General features: G+C 71.5%; 7 protein-coding genes. 5 read left to right on the plus strand and 2 right to left on the minus strand.

The window, feature by feature from the left end:
• Positions 1-212 precede the first annotated feature (212 nt).
• Positions 213-1,466 carry a serine/threonine protein kinase gene (locus tag D7X32_RS28325; RefSeq protein WP_244239224.1) on the minus strand — a complete coding sequence of 418 codons (1,254 nt, stop codon included), beginning with the start codon at positions 1,464-1,466 and terminating at the stop codon, positions 213-215.
• Between the two features lie 185 nt (positions 1,467-1,651).
• On the opposite strand from D7X32_RS28325, the gene D7X32_RS28330 reads away from it, so the two are divergent.
• The 5 genes from D7X32_RS28330 (at position 1,652) to D7X32_RS28350 (ending at position 17,402) form a co-directional block, all read left to right on the plus strand.
• Positions 1,652-2,992 (plus strand): MFS transporter, encoded by a 1,341-nt coding sequence (locus D7X32_RS28330; protein ID WP_120605698.1) that lies wholly within the window; start codon positions 1,652-1,654, stop codon positions 2,990-2,992.
• Between the two features lie 220 nt (positions 2,993-3,212).
• Positions 3,213-4,682, plus strand: a complete 1,470-nt coding sequence (locus tag D7X32_RS28335; protein ID WP_120605685.1) for an ATPase domain-containing protein — start codon at positions 3,213-3,215, stop codon at positions 4,680-4,682.
• A complete protein-coding gene (locus D7X32_RS28340) occupies positions 4,679-5,755 on the plus strand; it encodes an ATP-binding response regulator (protein ID WP_120605686.1) in 1,077 nt (358 codons plus the stop codon). The genes D7X32_RS28335 and D7X32_RS28340 overlap by 4 nt, the downstream gene beginning before the upstream one ends.
• 94 nt (positions 5,756-5,849) lie before the next feature.
• Positions 5,850-7,088: an MFS transporter gene (locus tag D7X32_RS28345; protein ID WP_120605687.1), complete on the plus strand. Its 1,239-nt coding sequence runs from the start codon at positions 5,850-5,852 to the stop codon at positions 7,086-7,088.
• Between the two features lie 12 nt (positions 7,089-7,100).
• Entirely contained in the window at positions 7,101-17,402 is a 10,302-nt protein-coding gene (locus tag D7X32_RS28350; RefSeq protein ID WP_120605688.1) for a non-ribosomal peptide synthetase, read from the plus strand.
• 37 nt (positions 17,403-17,439) lie between these two features.
• On the opposite strand, the gene D7X32_RS28355 is transcribed toward D7X32_RS28350, so the two are convergent.
• Complete coding sequence (locus D7X32_RS28355; protein WP_120605689.1) at positions 17,440-18,861, minus strand: RICIN domain-containing protein; 1,422 nt, start codon at positions 18,859-18,861, stop codon at positions 17,440-17,442.
• Between the last annotated feature and the right edge of the window lie 2 nt (positions 18,862-18,863).

Raw genomic sequence — 18,863 nt, forward strand, 5'->3', positions numbered from 1 at the left:
GCGGAGGGGAGGCCACGTCGGGCGGGGGGACGGGGATGCGTGCGGCGACGGGCTCGGCGACGGGCGCGGGCGGAGCGGCCTTGCGCGAGCGGACCACCAGGTACGCCCCGGCGTTCACGGCCACGGTGCCCAGCAGGATGACGGCGACCCAGGTCTTCTGATTCTTCACGTTCGATGTCCCACTTCCCACGACGACACGATGCGACCGCCCTTCACGCGATGAACAGCCAGAACACCACGCTGCCCACCAACGCCGCGCCCGCCGCGGCGGCCAGCCCCCAGGGGAATGCTCCGGACGCCGCCACCTGTTCCGGCGACGGGATGACGCCCGTGGTGGAGCCCGTCCCGGTGCTCCGGGGCAGCACGCCGGTGGGCACCAGCGCGCTCAACTCCTGGACGTTCACCCCGTGCTCCGGCATCGCGACGGGCGGCGGGCTGGAGATGCCGGACGCGCCCACCACGCTGGAGGAGCCCGGCATGGACCCCGGCACCGCCACCGCCGTGGACACCCGGCCGGAGGTATCCGGAGGAAAGAGCGTGGCCATCAGCGTCGCCAGCTCCCGGCCCCCGGACGTCCAGTGCTGCGCCGCGCGGTAGCGCTCCAGGTCGTCGTGCAGCTCGCGCGCCGTCTGGTGACGCTGGGCGGGGTCCTTCGAGAGCAGCTTGAGCAAGATGCGCTCCAGCTCCGGCGGGAAGCCCGGCGCCACCTGCGACGGCGGCGGCACGTCTCCCTGGGACGCGGCCACGATGGTGGCCTCCATCGTCTCGCGCTTGAACAGCCGGCGCCCGGTGGACAGCTCGTAGAGGACGATGCCCAGCGAGTACAGGTCCGAGCGGTGGTCCAGCTCCCGGTTGGTGATCTGCTCCGGGGACATGTACGCGTACTTGCCCTTCACCACCCCGGCCACCGTGCGCTCCAGGTTCACGGAGCTCTTCACGATGCCGAAGTCCGCCAGCTTCACGATGCCGTCGCGCGACACCAGCACGTTGCCCGGCGTGATGTCCCGGTGCACCAGCTTCAACGGCGTCCCGTCCGACAGCGTCTTCGCGTGCGCGTACGTGAGCGCGTCCGACATCGCGATGCCCACGTCCACCGTCACCCGCGCGCCCAGCGGGATGCCCGCCGCCGCCGCGTGCCGCATGATGCGGTCCAGCGACTGGCCCTGGATCCACTCCATCGCCAGGTAGTACTGGCCTTCGATCTTCCCGAAGTCGAACACCTGCACGATGTTCGGGTGGGTGAGGAGCGCCGCCACCTTCGCCTCGTCCGCGAACATCCGCGCGAAGGGCTCCAGGTTCGCGTACTCCGGAAGGATGCGCTTGATGACGCACGGCTTGGAGAAGCCGTCCGGCCCGTCGAGCGTCGCAAGGAAGATGTGCGCCATGCCGCCCGTGGCCAGTCGCTGCACCATGCGGTACTTCCCGAAGAGGATGTCCACCCCGGGTGCGGCCGGCGAAGGCGTCACGGTATCAACCCTGTCCAAATTGTACTCCCAGGACGGAACTCGTAATTCCGGGAAGATACCGATGACGAGACCTCCCCACAAGTTTCGCACACCGTGTCAACAGGTTTTACGGTGAATACACCTTAACAACGTGACGGATGGGGCCCTGGGAGGTGTCCCGGCATATCCTCCTGGTCCTCACGCGCATGGCGACCCCCTCTTCTGACGCCCCGTCCCCGCTGGCCGCTCCCCGTCCCCTGTCCGCCCAGGACGTCCGCACCCTGGGGCTGGCGGCGCTGGGGGGCGCGCTGGAGTTCTATGACTTCATCATCTTCGTGTTCTTCACGTCGGTGATGGGGCGGCTGTTCTTCCCCCCGGAGACGGCGGACTGGCTGCGGCAGCTGCAGACGTTCGGGCTGTTCGCGGCGGGCTACCTGGCGCGGCCGCTGGGCGGCATCGTGATGGCGCACTTCGGGGACCGGACCGGGCGCAAGCGGATGTTCACGTTGAGCGTCTTCCTGATGTCGGTGCCCACGCTGTGCATGGGCCTGCTGCCCACGTACGCCACCGCGGGGTACACGGCGCCGCTGCTCCTGCTCACGCTGCGGCTGTTGCAGGGCGCGGCGGTGGGCGGTGAGGTGCCGGGCGCGTGGGTGTTCGTCTCCGAGCACGTGCCGGAGCGCCGCGTGGGCCTGGCGTGCGGGACGCTCACCTCCGGGCTCACGCTGGGCATCCTCCTGGGCTCGCTGGTGGCCACCGCGGTCAACACCGTGTTCACGCCGGAGCAGGTGATGGCGTACGGCTGGCGCGTGCCCTTCGTCGTAGGCGGCGTGTTCGGCTTCTTCGCCGTGTTCCTGCGCCGCTGGCTCCAGGAGACGCCCGTCTTCGAGGAGATGCGCCAGAAGAAGGCGCTGGTGAAGGAGCTGCCGCTCAAGGCCGCGCTCCAGGGCCACGCGCCCGCCGTCATCGTCTCCATGCTCTTCACCTGGGTGCTCACCGCGGGCATCGTGGTGATCATCCTGATGACGCCCACGCTGATGCAGCAGTTGCACGGCATTGCTCCCGCGCGGGCGCTGGCGGCCAACAGCGTGGCCACGCTCACGCTCACCGTGGGCTGCGTCTGCTACGGGCTGCTCGCGGACCGGCTGGGGGCGACGCGGGCCATGGCCATCGGTTCGGGCGTGCTGCTCGTGGCCGCGCAGCTGTTCTACCGGGGCGTGGCGAGCGCACCGGAGCACCTGGTGCCGCTCTACGCGGGCGTGGGGTTCTGCGTGGGCGTCGCCGGCGTGGTGCCCGCCGTGATGGTGCAGGCCTTCCCGGCGGCGGTGCGCTTCTCCGGCATCTCCTTCTCCTACAACGTGGCGTACGCGCTGTTCGGCGGCCTCACGCCGCTCGCCGTCACGCTGGCGCTGAAGGAGAGCCCGCTCGCGCCCGCGTATTACGTCTCCGCCGTCTGCGCCGTGGGATTCCTGGTGGCCCTGCTGCTCTTCCGGGGTTTCAGCGCCCGCGCCAGCGAACCGGCGCCGCCTCCCACGCCCTCGCGCTGACGCCCGCCCGCCCGCTCCACGGCCGAGGTGTTGACCGGTTGGCGATGCGCCAGTTGCCCAGGTGCGTCGCGATGGCCCTGCTCCGAGGCGTCGGTTATGCCCCGAACAAAGCGCAGGGCGCTTCGGGCATGCCCTGATCCCCGTGTGCATTGTGTCCCGGCGCATGCTTCCGAACGGCGGAAGCCCGCGCGTTGGCCCTCGCCGTCCGACGGACCCAGGAATGCCCAGCAGCGAGACCGCCCTCTTCCAGAGCGGCATCCCCAGCTTCGATGTCCTCCTGGGAGGAGGCATCCCCCTCCGCCAGTCCTTCATCGTCACCGGTACGCCCGGCTCCGGGAAGACGGTGCTGTGCAGCCAGGTGGCCTTCCAGGCCGCGGCGCGCGGCGTCCCCGTGGTGGTGGCCACCGTCACCTCGGAGCCCCACGACAAGCTGATGGGGGCCCTGTCCGCCTTCTCCTTCTTCAAGCCGGAGGTGCTGGGCGAGAAGCTCTTCGTCATCAGCGCCTACTCCGCGCTCAAGCGGGGCCCGAAGGAGGCGCGGGACCTGCTCCTGCAGACGGTGCGCGAGCGCGGCGCGGCGATGCTCTTCATCGACGGGCTGCGCTCCATCCGGGACCTCTGGCAGGACGAGGCGCGGCTGCGCGAGTTCCTCTACGAGCTGGGCATTGGCCTGGCCGCCAGCAACTGCATTGGCCTGTTCACCACGGAGTACACGCTGGAGCGGCTGATGGCGCTGCCAGAGGCCACCACGGTGGACGGCATCGTGTCGCTGTCCGTCCAGACGAACGGCTCGCGCCGGGTGCGCCGGGTGGAGGTGGTGAAGCTGCGCGGCCGGCCCCACCTCACGGGCGAGCACACCATGCTCATCCACGAGGAAGGCGTGGAGTTCATCCCGCGCCTGGAGGCCACCCCGGTGGACTTCCAGGACGAGCCCCCCACGCTGAAGCGCAAGGGCTTCGGGTTGCCGGAGCTGGATGCGCTGATGCAAGGAGGCCTTCCGGAGCTCAGCACCACGATGCTCGCGGGCAGCATGGGCATAGGAAAGACGATCCTGGCCATGCACTTCGCCGCGGACGCCGCGCGCCAGGGGGAGAAGACGCTCTTCGTCTCCTTCTTCGACGCGCCCGCCATGCTCGCGGCGCGCGCCCGGCGCGTGGGGCTGGACGTGGGCCCCCTGCTGCGCGAGTCACGGCTGATGTTCCACTACGTGCCACCCATGGAGGCCGAGGCGGACGTGCTCGTGCGGGACATCCTGCGCAAGGTGGACGCGCTCGGCGTCCAGCGGCTGGTGCTGGATGGGCTCACGGACCTGGAGCTGGCCGTCCTCGACCCCGGGCGGCGGCGAATGTTCATGGCCTCGCTCGCGGTGCGGCTGCGAGCCCGGGGGATCACCTCCCTGTTCACCCGGGAGGTGCCGAAGATCGTCGGCACCGAGCTGGACTTCAACGACGCGCCGGTCGCCATCCTGGGAGAGAACCTCCTGCTCCTGCGCTACGTGGAGCTGCACGGCCAGATGCACCGCATCATGTCCGTGCTCAAGATGAGGGACAGTGAGTACGTCACCGACCTGCGCGAGTTCGTCATCAAGGACACCGGCGTGAAGGTGCTCGCGCCCATGCGCTCCGCCACGGGACTGCTGACGGGTCAGGCCCGCCCGCTGGGCACCACCATTGGAGGGCTGGGTGAATGAGCCTGGTCCTCATCGCGGAGGATGAAGAGGCGCTCCTGGAGGTCTTCTCCGAAGTGGTGGAGGACCTGGGCCACCGCGTGATCCGCGCGCACAACGGCGAGGAAGCGCTGCTGCTGGCGCGCACGGAGACGCCGGACCTGGTGGTCAGCGACCACATGATGCCCCGGCGGACCGGCATGCAGCTCTTGCACGCCATGCGCTCCGAGCCCACCCTGTCCGACGTCCCCTTCCTGCTCTTGAGCGCGGCGCGTCCCCAGGGGCGTGAAGCGGCCCAGACCTTCCTCGCGAAGCCGGTGGACCTGACCACCTTCGAGCAGGCCGTGAACAGCGCGCTCCAGTACCGCGCGGCGACCCGCACGGACGCCGCCCTGGCCGCGCGCGAGCCAGCCAGCTCGGTGAGCCTGGCGCGCGAGGAGATGCTCAACTGGGTGGCGCACGAGCTGAAGACGCCGCTGAGCTCCGCGCGGCTCAACACGCAGCTGCTCTTGCGCAAGGTGCAGAAGCGCGGCATCGAAGACGAGCGCCGCTCCGCGGAGGCCGTCCTGCGCCAGTTGGACCGGATGAACGGACTGGTGACGTCCATCCTGGACGCCTCCCGGCTGGCGGATGGGAAGCTGGAGCTGAAGCTTCAGCCCACGGCGCTGACAACGTTCCTGGAGGAACTCGTCCAGGAGTGGCGCGACCTGCAACCGGACATGGACTTCTCCCTCCACACCGGAGAGCCGGTGGAGCCCCTCATGCTGGACGCGGAGCGGCTGCGCCAGGTGCTCAACAACCTGCTGTCCAACGCGGTGAAGTACAGCGGCACGTCGCACCACATCGAAATGGGCGTGACGCTCAACCCGGGCCTCGTCCTCATCCACGTGCGCGACTGGGGCGTGGGCATCCCCGCCAGCGCCCTGCCCCACGTCTTCGACCGCTTCCAGCGCGCGGACGAGGACCGCGGGCGCGGCCACGGCCTGGGCCTCTTCATCGCCGCCGCGCTCGCGAAGCTGCATGGCGGCTCGCTCTCCGCCCGCTCCAACCTGGGCGAGGGCTCCACCTTCACCCTCCGCCTGCCCCGGCGGAACTGAAGCAGCACTGCACGTTTCCGCCGCAATTCCATCCAAACCGCCCAGCATCGAAGTCCATGAACACCCGGCGCTCTCGGTGAATTAGAAAGCGAGTGTGTCCACGCCCCGCCCGCCCCGCCTGTCCTCGCTGCGCGCGTTGAAGCACCGCGACTTCGCCTTCCTGTGGGGAGGCGCGGCGCTGTCCAACATCGGCACGTGGATGGAGGTGCTGGCGCTGGGCGTGTACGTGACGAAGGTCACGGGCCGGGCGGAGTGGACGGGCGGCGTGGCGGCGCTGACGTGGCTGCCGTCCATCCTGCTGTCGCCGCTGGGAGGCGCGCTGGGGGACCGGTTCGACCGGCGGCGCGCGGTGGCGCTGGGGGCGCTGGTGCAGATGGTGCTCGCGGGGGCGCTGGCGGCGCTGGCCTTCACGGGCGGGCTGACCGTGCGGTGGGTGGCGGTCATCTCGTTCCTCAATGGCTGCGCGGTGACGCTGTTCATGCCCGCGTTCTCCGCGCTCATCGCCGTATCGGTGCCGAAGGAGGACCTGCACAGCGCGCTCAGCCTCAACTCCGCGCAGGCGAACCTGGGGCGCATCTGCGGCCCGGCGCTGGCGGCGTTGCTCATCGCGCACGCGGACATCGGCTGGGTGCTGCTGCTCAACACGCTGTCGTTTGGCGCGGTGATGCTGGCGCTCCTGGGCGTGCGCGGGGCTCCGGCCACCGCGAAGCCCGCTTCGCCCGAGGGCCTGTGGGCGGGCATCGCGCGTGGCTTCCAGGTGGCGCGTGCGGACGAGGCGCTGCTCATGGCCATGGGCGGGACGCTGGCCATCGCCATCTGCATCGCCCCGTTCACGGCGTTGGCGCCGGTGATGGCCATCCGGGTGTTCGGTCAGGACGCGGGGGCCACGTCGATGCTGGTGACGGCGCAGGGCACGGGCGCGCTCCTGGCGGCGCTCTCCGCGGGCACGCTGGCGGACCGGATGGGACGGGGGCGGCTTTTGGAGGTGAGCCTGTTGCTCATCGGTCCGGTGGCGGCGGCGTACTGGTGGTCTCCGTCGCTGGGCGTCGCCACGGGGGCGGTGCTGCTGCTGGGGGCGCTGTACATGCTGACGCTCACGGGGCTGGCCACGCTGTGCCAGGCGCGCGTGTCCGGGGAGCTCCAGGCGCGCATCGCCAGCCTCAACTCCATGCTGCTGTTCGTCGGCTTCACGGTGGGCGTGTGGTCGCAGGGCGCGCTCGCGGACCGGCTGGGCGTGCGGCCCGTCATGGGGGGCGCGGCGTTCGGGTTCCTTCTCTTCACCGTCCTCTTGCGCACGCTGCGCTCGCGCGGCTTCGCGGCCTACGAAACCTGACGGAGCTTTACGATGACGACCTCCTCGCCGGTTGCTCCGGGCAAGAAGCGCGCCCCGCTGCCCCTCGTCCCCAGGACGGAGGCGCTGCCGCTGTCCTTCATGCAGCAGCGCCTGTGGTTCCTGGCGCAGATGGAGGGCACGAGCGCCACGTACAACGTCTACTTCTTCGTGCGGCTCACGGGAGCGCTGGACGCTGGCGCGCTGGAGCAGGCCCTCCAGGGCGTCGTGGCCCGGCACGAAGCGCTGCGCACCACGTTCGCCTCCGTGGACGGCCAGCCGGTGCAGCGCATTGCCCCGTCGCTGACGTTGACGCTCCGCCGGGAGGACCTGTCCACGCGAGGACCGGACGGCGCCGCGAGGGAGCAGGCCCTGCGTGAGCACGCGGAAGGAGAGGCGCGCACGCCGTTCGATCTGGCGCGCGGACCGCTGGTGCGGGCCACGCTGGTGCGGCTTTCGCCGGAGGAGCACGCGCTGCTCTTCGTCACGCACCACATCGTCTGCGACGCGGTGTCGCTGGGGTGGATGGCGAACGAGCTGAGCGCGCTCTACACCGCCGCCACGAAGAACGAACCGCCCCGGCTGCCGGAGCTTCCGGCGCAGTACGCGGACTTCGCGCACTGGCAGCGGCAGACGCTCACGGGTGACTTCCTGGAGGCCGAGCGCGCGTGGTGGAAGGAGCGCCTTTCCGGAGCGCCGCCCGCGCTGGAGCTGCCCACGGACCGGCCGCGCCCGCCGCGTCAGACGTCCCGGGGCGCGGTGTACCGCCTGCCCATGCCCGCGGCCCTGGCCACGGGCCTCCGCGAGCTGAGCCGCAAGGCAGCCGTCACGCCGTACATGACGCTGCTGGCGGCGTTCCAGGTGCTGCTGTCCCGTTACAGTGGCCAGGAGGACCTGGTGGTGGGCACGCCCGTGGCGGGGCGCGGACGGCGGGAGGTGGAGCGGCTCATCGGCTTCTTCGCGAACACGCTGGCGCTGCGGCTGGACACGTCCGGCGACCCGGCGTTCCTCGCGCTGCTAGGCCGAGTGCGCGAGGTGTGCCTGGGCGCGTACGCGCATCCGGACATGCCCTTCGAGCAGCTGGTGGACCTGCTCGTGCCCCAGCGAGACCCCAGCCGTTCGCCGCTGTTCCAGACGATGTTCGTGCACGTGAATTCGCCGTGGGCCGCGCTGAAGTGGCCCGGCCTCACCGTGACGGAGCTGGACTTCGAGCCCGGCGTCGCGCGCTTCGACATCACCCTCTTCCTCTACGACGACCCCAGCGGCATGGAGGCGCGCTGGGAGTACAACGCCGACCTCTTCGACGAGGCGACGATGGCCCGCATGGCCGCGCACTACGCGCGCCTGCTGGAGGGCGCTGTCGCGAAGCCCGAGTCCCCGGTGTCCACGCTGCCGCTCTTGACCGGGCGCGAGCGGGAACGCGCGGTGAGGGAATGGAACGACACCGGCGCGGACGTGCCGGTGCACCCCGGCGTGCACGCGCTCTTCGAGGCCAGCGTGCGCCGGAGCCCGGACGCCATCGCGGTGCGCTTCGGAGAGGCGAGCCTCACGTACGCGGAGCTGGACCGGCGCGCCAACCGCGTCGCCCATGCGCTGCGCCAGCGCGGCGTGACGCCGGACACGGCGGTGGGGCTGTGCGTGGACCGCTCGCTGGAGCTGGCGGTGGGCGTGCTGGGCATCCTCAAGTCGGGGGCGGCCTACTGCCCGTTGGATCCGGCCTATCCGCCGGAGCGGCTGGCGCTGATGCTGGAGACGTCTCGCGCGAAGGTGCTCGTCACGCGGCGCACGCTGGCGGCGGCGCTGCCGGAGGGCGGCGCGGAGCGGCTGTTCCTGGAGGACGACCTCTCCACGCCGGACACCGCGCCGGAAGCCGTGGGCGGACCGGACACGCTGGCGTACGTCATCTTCACGTCGGGCTCCACGGGCGTGCCCAAGGGCGTGGCCATGCCGCACCGCCCGCTGCTCAACCTCATCCAGTGGCAGGTGCGCCGCTCCACCGCGCCCCGGGGACGCACGCTCCAGTTCTCCGCGCTGAGCTTCGACGTGTGCTTCCAGGAGATGCTTCCCACGTTCGCCGCGGGTGGAGAGCTGGTGCTCGTGTCGGAGGACACGCGGCGCGACGGCCGGGCGCTGCTCACGTTGATGCGCGACCAGGGCGTGGAGCGCATCTTCCTGCCGTTCGTCGCCTTGCAGCACCTGGCGGAGGTGGCGGACTCGGACGGGCTGCTGCCCACGTCGCTCAAGGAGATCAACACCGCGGGCGAGCAACTCCGGATGACGCCCGCGCTGCGGCGGCTGCTCCACGCGCTGGACGGGTGCGTGCTGGACAACCACTACGGCCCCACGGAGACGCACGCGGCTTCTGCCCACGTGCTGACGGGGAACCCGGACGCGTGGCCGGACCTGCCGCCCATCGGCCGCACCATCACCAACGCGCGCACGTACCTGCTGGACGCGCGGTGGGAGCCGGTGCCCGTGGGCGTCGCGGGTGAGCTGTACATCGGCGGCGCGGGGCTGGCGCGCGGCTACCTGCACCGGCCGGACCTGACGGCGGAGCGCTTCGTGCCGGATCCGCTGAGCCCGCATCCGGGCGCGCGGATGTACCGCACGGGTGACTTCGCGCGGCACCTGCCCTCGGGGGAGATGGAGTTCCTGGGGCGGCGCGATGCGCAGGTGAAGATCCGCGGCTATCGCATCGAACTGCCGGAGGTGGAGGCGGCGGTGGCGAAGCTGCCGGGCGTGAAGGACGTCGCGGTGGTCGCGCGCGAGGACGCGGCGCGAGGCAAACACCTGGTGGCCTACGTGGTGACCCAACCCGGTGCGGACGTGGACGCGGGCGGACTCAAGGCGGTGCTCCGCGACCGGCTGCCAGAGTACATGGTGCCCGCGGCCTTCGTGCTGCTGGAGGCGTTTCCCCTCACCCCCAGCGGCAAGCTGGACCGGCGCGCCCTGCCGGCTCCGGACGACGACGCGGACACGGCGCAGGCCTACGTGGCCCCGCGCACGCCCTTGGAGACGGAGGTGGCGGGTGTCTTCGCCGCGCTCCTGCGCCTGCCACGCGTGGGCGCGCTGGACCACTTCTTCGAGCGCGGCGGCCATTCCCTCCTGGCGACCCAGGTGACCGCGCGGCTGCGCGACCGGCTCCAGGTGGAGCTGCCCGTGCGCGCCCTGTTCGAACACCCCACGGTGGAGGAGCTGGCGGCTCACCTGGCCTCGCTGAGGACGGAGGCGGGTGGGGAGAAGCTGCCGCTCGTGCCTCGCCCGCGCGACGAGGTCCCGCCGCTGTCCTCCGCCCAGGCCCGCCTGTGGTTCCTCACGCGGATGGATCCGGACGGCTTCTCGTACAACCTGCCCTGGTTCACGCGCTGGAGCGGACCGTTGGATGACGGCGCGCTGGAGCGGAGCCTTCAGGCGCTCGTCCAACGTCACGAAGCGCTGCGCACCACCTTCGTGGAACACCAGGGGCAGCCGGTGCAGCGCATTGCCCCGGCGCTGGATGTGCCGCTGCGGCGCGAGCGCGTGTCCTCGGAGGCCGAGCTCTCGCGGCGCGCGGAGGCGGAGGTGCGCCTTCCCTTCGACCTGGCCCGGGGACCGCTGCTGCGTGCGACGCTGGTGCACGTGCGGGACGGGGAGCACGCCCTGCTCGTCACGTTCCATCACATCATCTGCGACGGCTGGTCGCTGGGCGTGTTGGAGCGTGAGCTGACGGCGCTCTACCGCGCGGCGACAGGAGGTGCTCCCGCGGAGCTGCCGCCCCTGCCCATCCAGCCCGCGGACTTCGCGCGCTGGCAGCAGCAGGCGTGGGTGGGCGCGGGAGTGGAGTCCCGGCTCGGGTGGTGGAAGGCCCGGCTCCAGGACGCGCCGGCCGCGCTCGCCCTGCCCACGGACAGGCCGCGCCCGGCGGTGCAGACCTTCGAAGGCGCGCACCTGTCGCGGAAGGCGTCGCCCGCGCTGTCGCAGGCCCTGGAGGCGCTGGCCCAGCGGGAGGGCGCCACGCCCTTCATGCTGCTGCTTGCGGGCTTCCACGCCCTGCTCGCGCGCTACAGCGGCCAGGACGACCTCGTCATCGGCGCGCCCCTCGCGGGCCGCGAGCGTCAGGAGCTGGAGGGGCTGGTCGGCTTCTTCATCAACACGGTGCCCCTGCGCATCAACGCGCCCCGGAACGCGAGCTTCCGCGACCTCGTGGGCCGCGTGCGCGACCTCACGTTGGAGGCCTTCGTCCACCAGGACATGCCCTTCGAGCAGCTGGTGCGCGCGCTCCAGCACGAACGCGACCCCAGCCGCGCGCCGCTGTTCCAGGTGATGTTCGTGCTCCAGAACGCCGGCGGCCCCGCCGCGAGCACCCTGCCGGACGTGTCCGTGGCGCCGCTGGATGTCGAGACGGGGATGGCGAAGTTCGACCTCACCCTCTTCGCCCAGCCGTCCCCCGAGGGCCTGGACTTCGTCTGGGAGTACAACACCGCCCTCTTCGAGGAAGCGACCGTCGCGCGCATGGCCGAGCACTACACGCGCCTGCTCGCGGCCGCGGTTGACCGGTTGGAGCAGCCCGTCGCCCGGCTCCCGCTGCTCACCGACGAGGAGCGCCAGCAGCTGCTCTTCACCTGGAACGACACCCGCGCCGACTACCCGCGCGAGGCGTCACTGACCGCGCTCTTCGAGGAGCAGGCAGCACGCGCGCCCCAGGCCATCGCGGTGGAGTTCGAGGGCCGCCGGCTGACGTACGGGGAGCTCGACGCACGCGCGAACCAGCTCGCGAACCACCTGCGCGCGCTGGGCGTGGACGCGGGCACCCCGGTGGGCCTGTGCACCAGCCGCTCGCTGGAGATGGTCGTGGCCACGCTGGCCATCCTCAAGGCGGGAGGAGCCTACGTCCCGCTGGATCCCACGTATCCCACCGAGCGCCTCCTCTTCATGGCCCGGGACACGAACCTGAAAGTGCTGCTGGCCCAGCCCGGCCAGGAGGCCAAGCTCGCGGCGCTGGAGGCGCGCGTGGTGGCGCTGGAGCCCTCGTGGGATGCCTTCGCGCGGGAGTCCACGCGGGCGCCGCGCGTCACCGTGCCGGCCGAGGCGCTGGCGTACGTCATGTACACGTCCGGCAGCACCGGCCGGCCCAAGGGCGTGTGCATCCCGCACCGGGGCGTGGTGCGGCTGGTGAAGGGAACGACCTACGCGCGCTTCGGTCCGGAGGAGGTCCTCCTCCAGCTGGCGCCCATCTCCTTCGACGCGGCGACGCTGGAGCTGTGGGGCGCGCTCCTGCATGGCGCGAAGCTCGTGGTCTTCCCGGCGCATCAGCCCTCGCTGGAGGAGCTGGCGCAGGTGCTGGAGCACCAGGGCGTCACCACGCTGTTCATCACCACGGCCCTCTTCAACCAGATGGCGATGCTCCAGCCCCGGGCGCTCGCGCGCGTGGGGCAGGTGATGACGGGCGGCGAGGCGATGTCCCCGCTGGCCGCGCGACAGGTGCGCGAGGCGGGCAGGGACGTCGTCAACGTCTACGGCCCCACGGAGAACACCACCTACTCCACCTTCCATCCGCTGGAGGGCTCGGTGGACGACGGACGCCCCGTGCCCATCGGCCGGCCCATCACCCATTCGCAGGCGTACGTGCTGGACGCCCTGGGTGCCCCGGTGCCGGTGGGCGTCGCGGGCGAGCTGTACGTGGGCGGGGATGGCCTCGCGTGGGGCTACCTGCGCCAGCCCGCGCAGACCGCGGAGCGCTTCGTGCCGCATCCGTTCAGCACCACGCCGGGCGCGCGGCTGTACCGCACGGGAGACCGGGCACGGTGGCGGCCGGACGGCGTCCTCGACTTCCTGGGGCGCAATGACTCGCAGGTGAAGGTGCGCGGCTTCCGCATCGAGCCGGGGGAAGTCGAGGCCGCGCTCAAGGCCTCGCCGGGCGTGGAGGACGCGGGGGTCGCCGTGCGCGAGGACGTCCCCGGCGACAAGCGGCTCGTGGCCTATGTCGTCGGCCCGCGCGTGGACGTGGGTGGACTGCGTGCCCACCTGACCGCGCGGCTGCCGGCGCACATGGTGCCCTCCGCGTTCGTGAAGCTGGAGCGGCTGCCGCTGACTCCGTCAGGGAAGGTGGACCGCAAGGCCCTGCCCGCGCCGGACACGCGGACCGGCCCGGACGCCTACGTGGCGCCACGCGAAGGCTGGGAGACGCTGGTGGCGGAGCTGTGGGCGCCGCTGCTGGGCGTTCCGCGCGTGGGCGCGCACGACCACTTCTTCGAGCTGGGCGGACACTCGCTCCTCGCCACGCGGGTGGTGTCGCGGCTGAGGGACGTGCTCCAGCGGGACGTGCCCCTGCGCCTGCTGCTGGAAGCCCCGGTGCTGGCGAAGTTCGCGGAGCGGCTGGAGGCCTTGCAGAAGGGAGGCAGCGGTCCGCCGGTGCCGCCCATCGTCGCGGCGGCGAAGGACAAGCCCCGGCCGCTGTCCTTCGCGCAGCAGCGCCTGTGGTTCCTCGCGCGGCTGGACCCTCAAGGCAGCGCGTACAACGTGCCCATCTTCCTCCACCTCGACGGGCCGCTGGACGTCCCGGCGCTGGAGGGTGCGCTGGACGCGATCATCCAACGGCACGAGGCGTTGAGGACGACGTTCAGCGACGACGCGGGCCACCCGGTGCAGCGCGTGGTGGAGCACCGGCCGTTCACGCTCACGCTCGAGTCCCTGGACGGGGACGCGCTGCCGCGGACGCGCGCGGAGGCGGAGGCGAGGAAGCCCTTCGACCTGGAGCGCGGCCCGATGGTGCGCGCCACGCTGGTGCGCACGGCGCCCGAGCGGCAGGTGCTGCTGCTGGTCATGCACCACATCGTGTGTGACTTCTGGTCCATCGGCATCCTGGTGCGCGAAATGAAGGCCCTCTACACGGCCCGTCACCAGGACGAACCGCTGACCCTGCCGCCCCTGCCCGTGCAGTACCCGGACTTCGCCGGGTGGCAGCGCCAGGTGATCGCCGGCGAGACCCTGGAGACCCAGCGCGCGTGGTGGAAGCAGCACCTGGAAGCCGCTCCGCCGACGCTGGAGCTGCCCACCGACCGGCCTCGGCCGCCCGTGCAGACCTTCCAGGGCCGCCAGCTGCCGCGCCCCCTGCCCGCATCGATTCCCGCCGCCGTGCAGGCGCTGTCGCGCGACGCGGGCGTCACGCCGTTCATGCTGCTGCTCGCGGGCTTCCACGCGCTGCTCGCGCGGCACAGTGGACAGGACGACATCGTCATCGGCACGCCCATCGCGGGGCGCGGCCAACGCGAAGTGGAGAGCCTCATCGGCTTCTTCACCAACACCCTGGCCCTGCGGGTGGATGCCTCCGGAGCGGAGAGCTTCCGCGCGCTCCTGGGCCGCGTGCGAGAGGTGTGCCTGGGGGCCTATGCGCACCAGGACATGCCCTTCGAACAGCTCGTGGATGCACGCGTCCCCGCGCGGGACCTCAGCCGGCCCCCCTTGTTCCAGGTCATGTTCGTCCTCCAGAGCGGAGGCGTGCCGTGGGAGCTGCCCGGCGTACGCGTCCGCGACCTGGCCTTCGAGCCGGGCCTGGCGAAGTTCGACCTCACCCTCTTCGTGCGCGAGACGCCGGAGGGATGGGCGACCCTCTGGGAATACAACACCGCTCTCTTCGACGAGGCCACGGTGGCGCGGTTCGCGGACCACTACACGCGGCTGCTCGAAGGCGCGCTCGCGGCACCGGACGCGCCCCTGCGGACCCTGCCCCTGCTCGCGGACGCGGAGCGGCGGCAGCTGACGACGTGGGCGAACCAGCCGGTGGCCTTCCCCGCCGTGCCGAGCGTCCACGCGTTCTTCGAAGCCACCGCCACGCGCACGCCCGAAGCCATCGCGGTGCGCTTCGGGGACGCGACGCTCACGTATGGGGAACTGGAGCGGCGCTCGAACCAGCTCGCGCACCATCTGCGCGGGCTGGGCGTGGGTGCCGACGTCCGCGTGGGCATCCACCTGCGTCGCTCGCTGGAGTTGCCCGTGGCGGTGCTGGGCACGCTCAAGGCGGGAGGCGCCTACGTCCCGCTCGACCCGGCCTATCCTCCGGAGCGATTGGCCGCGATGCTCCAGGCCTCGGGCGCGGCGGTGCTGCTCACCACGCGCGAGCTGCGCGGCGTGCTGGAGAACGGCTCGGCGCGGGTGCTGGAGCTGGACGCGCAAGCGGACGCACTGGCTCGCGAGTCCGACGCGCGGCCCGAACCCCGGGGCAACGCGCAGGCGCTCACCTACGTCATCTTCACGTCCGGCTCCACGGGGACGCCCAAGGGCATCGCGATGCACCGCGAGGCGCTGGTGAACCTGCTGCACTGGCAGCTGGCGGACTCGGTGGCGCCCGGGGCCCGCACGCTCCAGTTCTCCGCGCTGAGCTTCGACGTGTCCTTCCAGGAGCTCTTCGCGACCTGGGCCGCGGGCGGTGAGCTGGTGCTCCTCACCGAGGAGCTCCGCCGCGACCCGGGCCAGCTGCTGACCCTGCTGGAGGACGCGCGCATCGAGCGGTTCTTCATGCCTTTCGTCGCGCTCCAGAACCTGGCGGAGGTGGCCGAGCGCGAAGGCCGCTCCCCCCACCGCGTCCGGGAGGTCATGGTCGCGGGAGAGCAGCTGCGCATGACGCCCGCCATCCGCCGCTTCATGAAGCGCACGGGCGCGGTGCTGCACAACCACTACGGCCCCTCCGAGGCCCACGCGGTGACGTCGCTCTCGCTGAAGGGAGACGCGGACGCGTGGCCGGCGTTGCCCTCCATTGGCCGGCCGTTGAGCAACGTGCCCGTGTACGTGCTGGACGCGAACCTCCAGCCGGTGCCCCGAGGCGTCACGGGCGAGCTCTACGTGGGAGGCGTCCAGGTCGGCCGAGGCTATCTCGACCAGCCCGGGCTCACCGCCGACCGCTTCATCCCGGATCCGCTCGGCGCAAGGCCCGGAGGCCGGCTGTACCGCACGGGCGACTGGGCGCGGCACCTGCCGGACGGCACGCTGGAGTACCTGGGCCGGCGCGACGCGCAGCTCAAGGTGCGCGGCTTCCGCATCGAGCTGGGGGAGATTGAAGCCGCGCTCGCGCAACACCCGGCGGTGCGAGACTGCGTCGTCGACGCGCGGGACGAGGGAGGCGGCCAGAAGCAGCTGGTGGCCTGGGTGGTGGGGACGCGGGACGTCACGGCGCTGCGCGACTTCCTCAAGCAACGGCTGCCGGACTACATGGTGCCCACGCGCTGGGTCCCCATGGAGCAGCTGCCGCTGACGCCGTCGGGCAAGGTGAACCGCAAGGCCCTGCCCGCGCCGGAGGGAGGCCGCGAGCCCGCGGCCACATTGCTGGCCCCACGCACGCCGCTGGAGCTTCAGCTCGTGCGCATCTGGGAAGAGGTGCTGGGCGTGCACCCCATTGGCGTGCGCGACAACTTCTTCGAGCTGGGCGGTCACTCGCTCCTGACGTTGCGCTTGCAGTCGGCCATCCACGCCCGCATGGGCCGCTCGCTGCCGGTGGCGGCGCTGTTCCAGAACGCCACCGTGGAGCACCTGGCGGGACTGCTCCGGGACGCCGCGCCCTGGACGCCACTGGTCGCGCTCCAGAAGGGTCAGCCGGGTGTGCGTCCCTTCTTCTGCGTCCATGCGGTGGGCGGCAACGTCGTGCCCTACGCGGAGCTGGCCCGGGCGCTGGGCAGGGAGCAGCCGTTCTACGGACTCCAGGCCCGGGGCCTGGACGGCGAGGCGCCGCCCTGCGACTCCGTCCCTGAGATGGCGGCCCTGTACGTGCGCGCGGTGCGCGAGGTCCAACCTCACGGCCCCTATCTGCTGGGCGGCTGGTCCATGGGAGGCGCCGTCGCGTGGGAGATGGCCCACCAGCTGCGGCGCGAGGGGGAGACGGTGGCGCTGCTCGCGCTGCTCGACAGCTCCGCGAGCCTGCACTTCGGCAACCCGGACGACCTGGACGCGAAGGCGCGGCTGAGCGCATCGTTCCTGGAGGACCTGCTGCGCGCGTCGGGCCAGCCGCTGCCGCCACGCGAAGGCCTCTCCCCCGGTCAGTGGCGGGAAGCGCTCGAAGCGGCCAGCCAGCCCCTCTTCGCCGAGGAGCAGTCGCTGCGCCAGCTGCGCCACGCGTTCGAGACCCACCTGAACGCGGGCTGGGTCTACGAACCGCCCCCGGCGAGGTGGCCCTTCACGCTGTTCGAAGCGGAGGGCTCGCGCTGGGACCACGGCTGGGCCGCCTACGCGCCCGGCGGGCTGGACGTGCACACCGTGCCCGGGGACCACTACTCCTTCCTCAAGCCCCCCCACCTCAAGGTGCTGGCCGCGAAGCTGCGCGACGCCATCGGGAAGGCCCAGCCGGAGTGACGGGGCCGGCGGACACCGGCCCCGCCTTCCGCGCGGACTACAGCGCTTCCAGCTTGAACTGCTGGCAGTCGTTGTTGGACCAGGTCCACTGCTGGAGCAGCGTGCCGTCACCGCTGCCCTGCTGGCAGCCCGTCACGTCCAGCACCTTGCCGCTGTGGCGCGCCTCCAGCCGGTGGTAGCCGTTGCCCAGGGCCACCGGCTTGAACTGCTGGTTGCTCCCGCCGCCGTAGGACCACTGCTGGAGCCCCGCGCCGTCCGCGGTGCTCACTTCCTTCACGTCCAGCGCCTTGCCGCTGTAGCGCGACACGAAGCGGTAGTAGCCGCTGTCCGTCGCCTCCATGGACCACTGCTGGCTGGCGCCCGTGTGGCAGGCCCACTGGTGGATGATGGCGCCGTCCGCCGTGCTGGGACCGCTGATGTCCACGCACCGCCCGGACGCCTTGTTCACCAGCCGGTACGCCCCCGTGCCGCCGCCCGTGCCCTGCGCCACGGAGTAGATGGCGCTGAGCAGCGACGTGCCGCCAGACGTGTCCTGGGACAGCTCCCAGATCATCACGCCGCCGTTCTGCTTGCCCAGCTGCGTCTTCGCCTGGATGGTCGCGATGCCGTTGTAATAGACGTCCCCCACGTTGTCCTTGTAGGGCGCCTGCGAGTCGCGCGCGACCAGCTCCGAGTAGCCCACGTAGCTCGACGGCGAGCGCCCATAGAACGGCACGCCCAGCACCGCCTTGGACGCCGGCAGCCCGCGGCCCTTCCAGTAGTTCAGCGACTGGACCGCCAGGTCATACGTCGAATGCGGCTGCCCGCCGTCGTACGCCATGATGTTGAGGAAATCGACGTCGTTGAACACCGACGCCTGCACGCCGCCGCCCGTGTAACCGTTGGCCACCACCGCCGCCGTGAGCAGCTTGCCCCGGCTGTGCATCGCGGTGCCCAGCTGGTTCATCAGCAGCGCGTAGTTGTTCCCCGACGTGCCCGGGTCCGGGTACTCCCAGTCGATGTCCACGCCGTCCAGCCCGGCTGCGTTGATGAAGTTCACCACGTTGTTCACGAACGCCGTGCGCGCGCTCGCGTTCGCCGCCATCTGCTCGAAGCCGCTGTCGTTGCCGTCGTTCCAGCCGCCCACCGCGATGAGCACCTTCACACCCTGCGCATGCGCCAGCGTCACCAGCGAGCGCAGCCGCGCGTCCCCGCTGCTCACCCCCGTGAGCCCGCCGGACGCCGTGGGCAGCGCGAACGCGTAGTTGATGTGCGAGAGCTTCCCGTACTGCAGCGTGTTCACGTCCCCTGCCCACGTCGGCAGATAGCCCACCACGCGCGTCGACAGCACGGCCGACTCCACCTGCCCCATGGGCTCTCCGGCGACAGGCGCATCCTCGGGGCCCGAGCAGCCTCCCAACGATGCGAGAAACACGGCGCCCAGCGCCCACGTCCGGAACGGCGTCGAGGTACGAGACACGG

The organism is Corallococcus carmarthensis, from assembly GCF_003611695.1.
Taxonomy (GTDB): Bacteria; Myxococcota; Myxococcia; order Myxococcales; family Myxococcaceae; genus Corallococcus; species Corallococcus carmarthensis.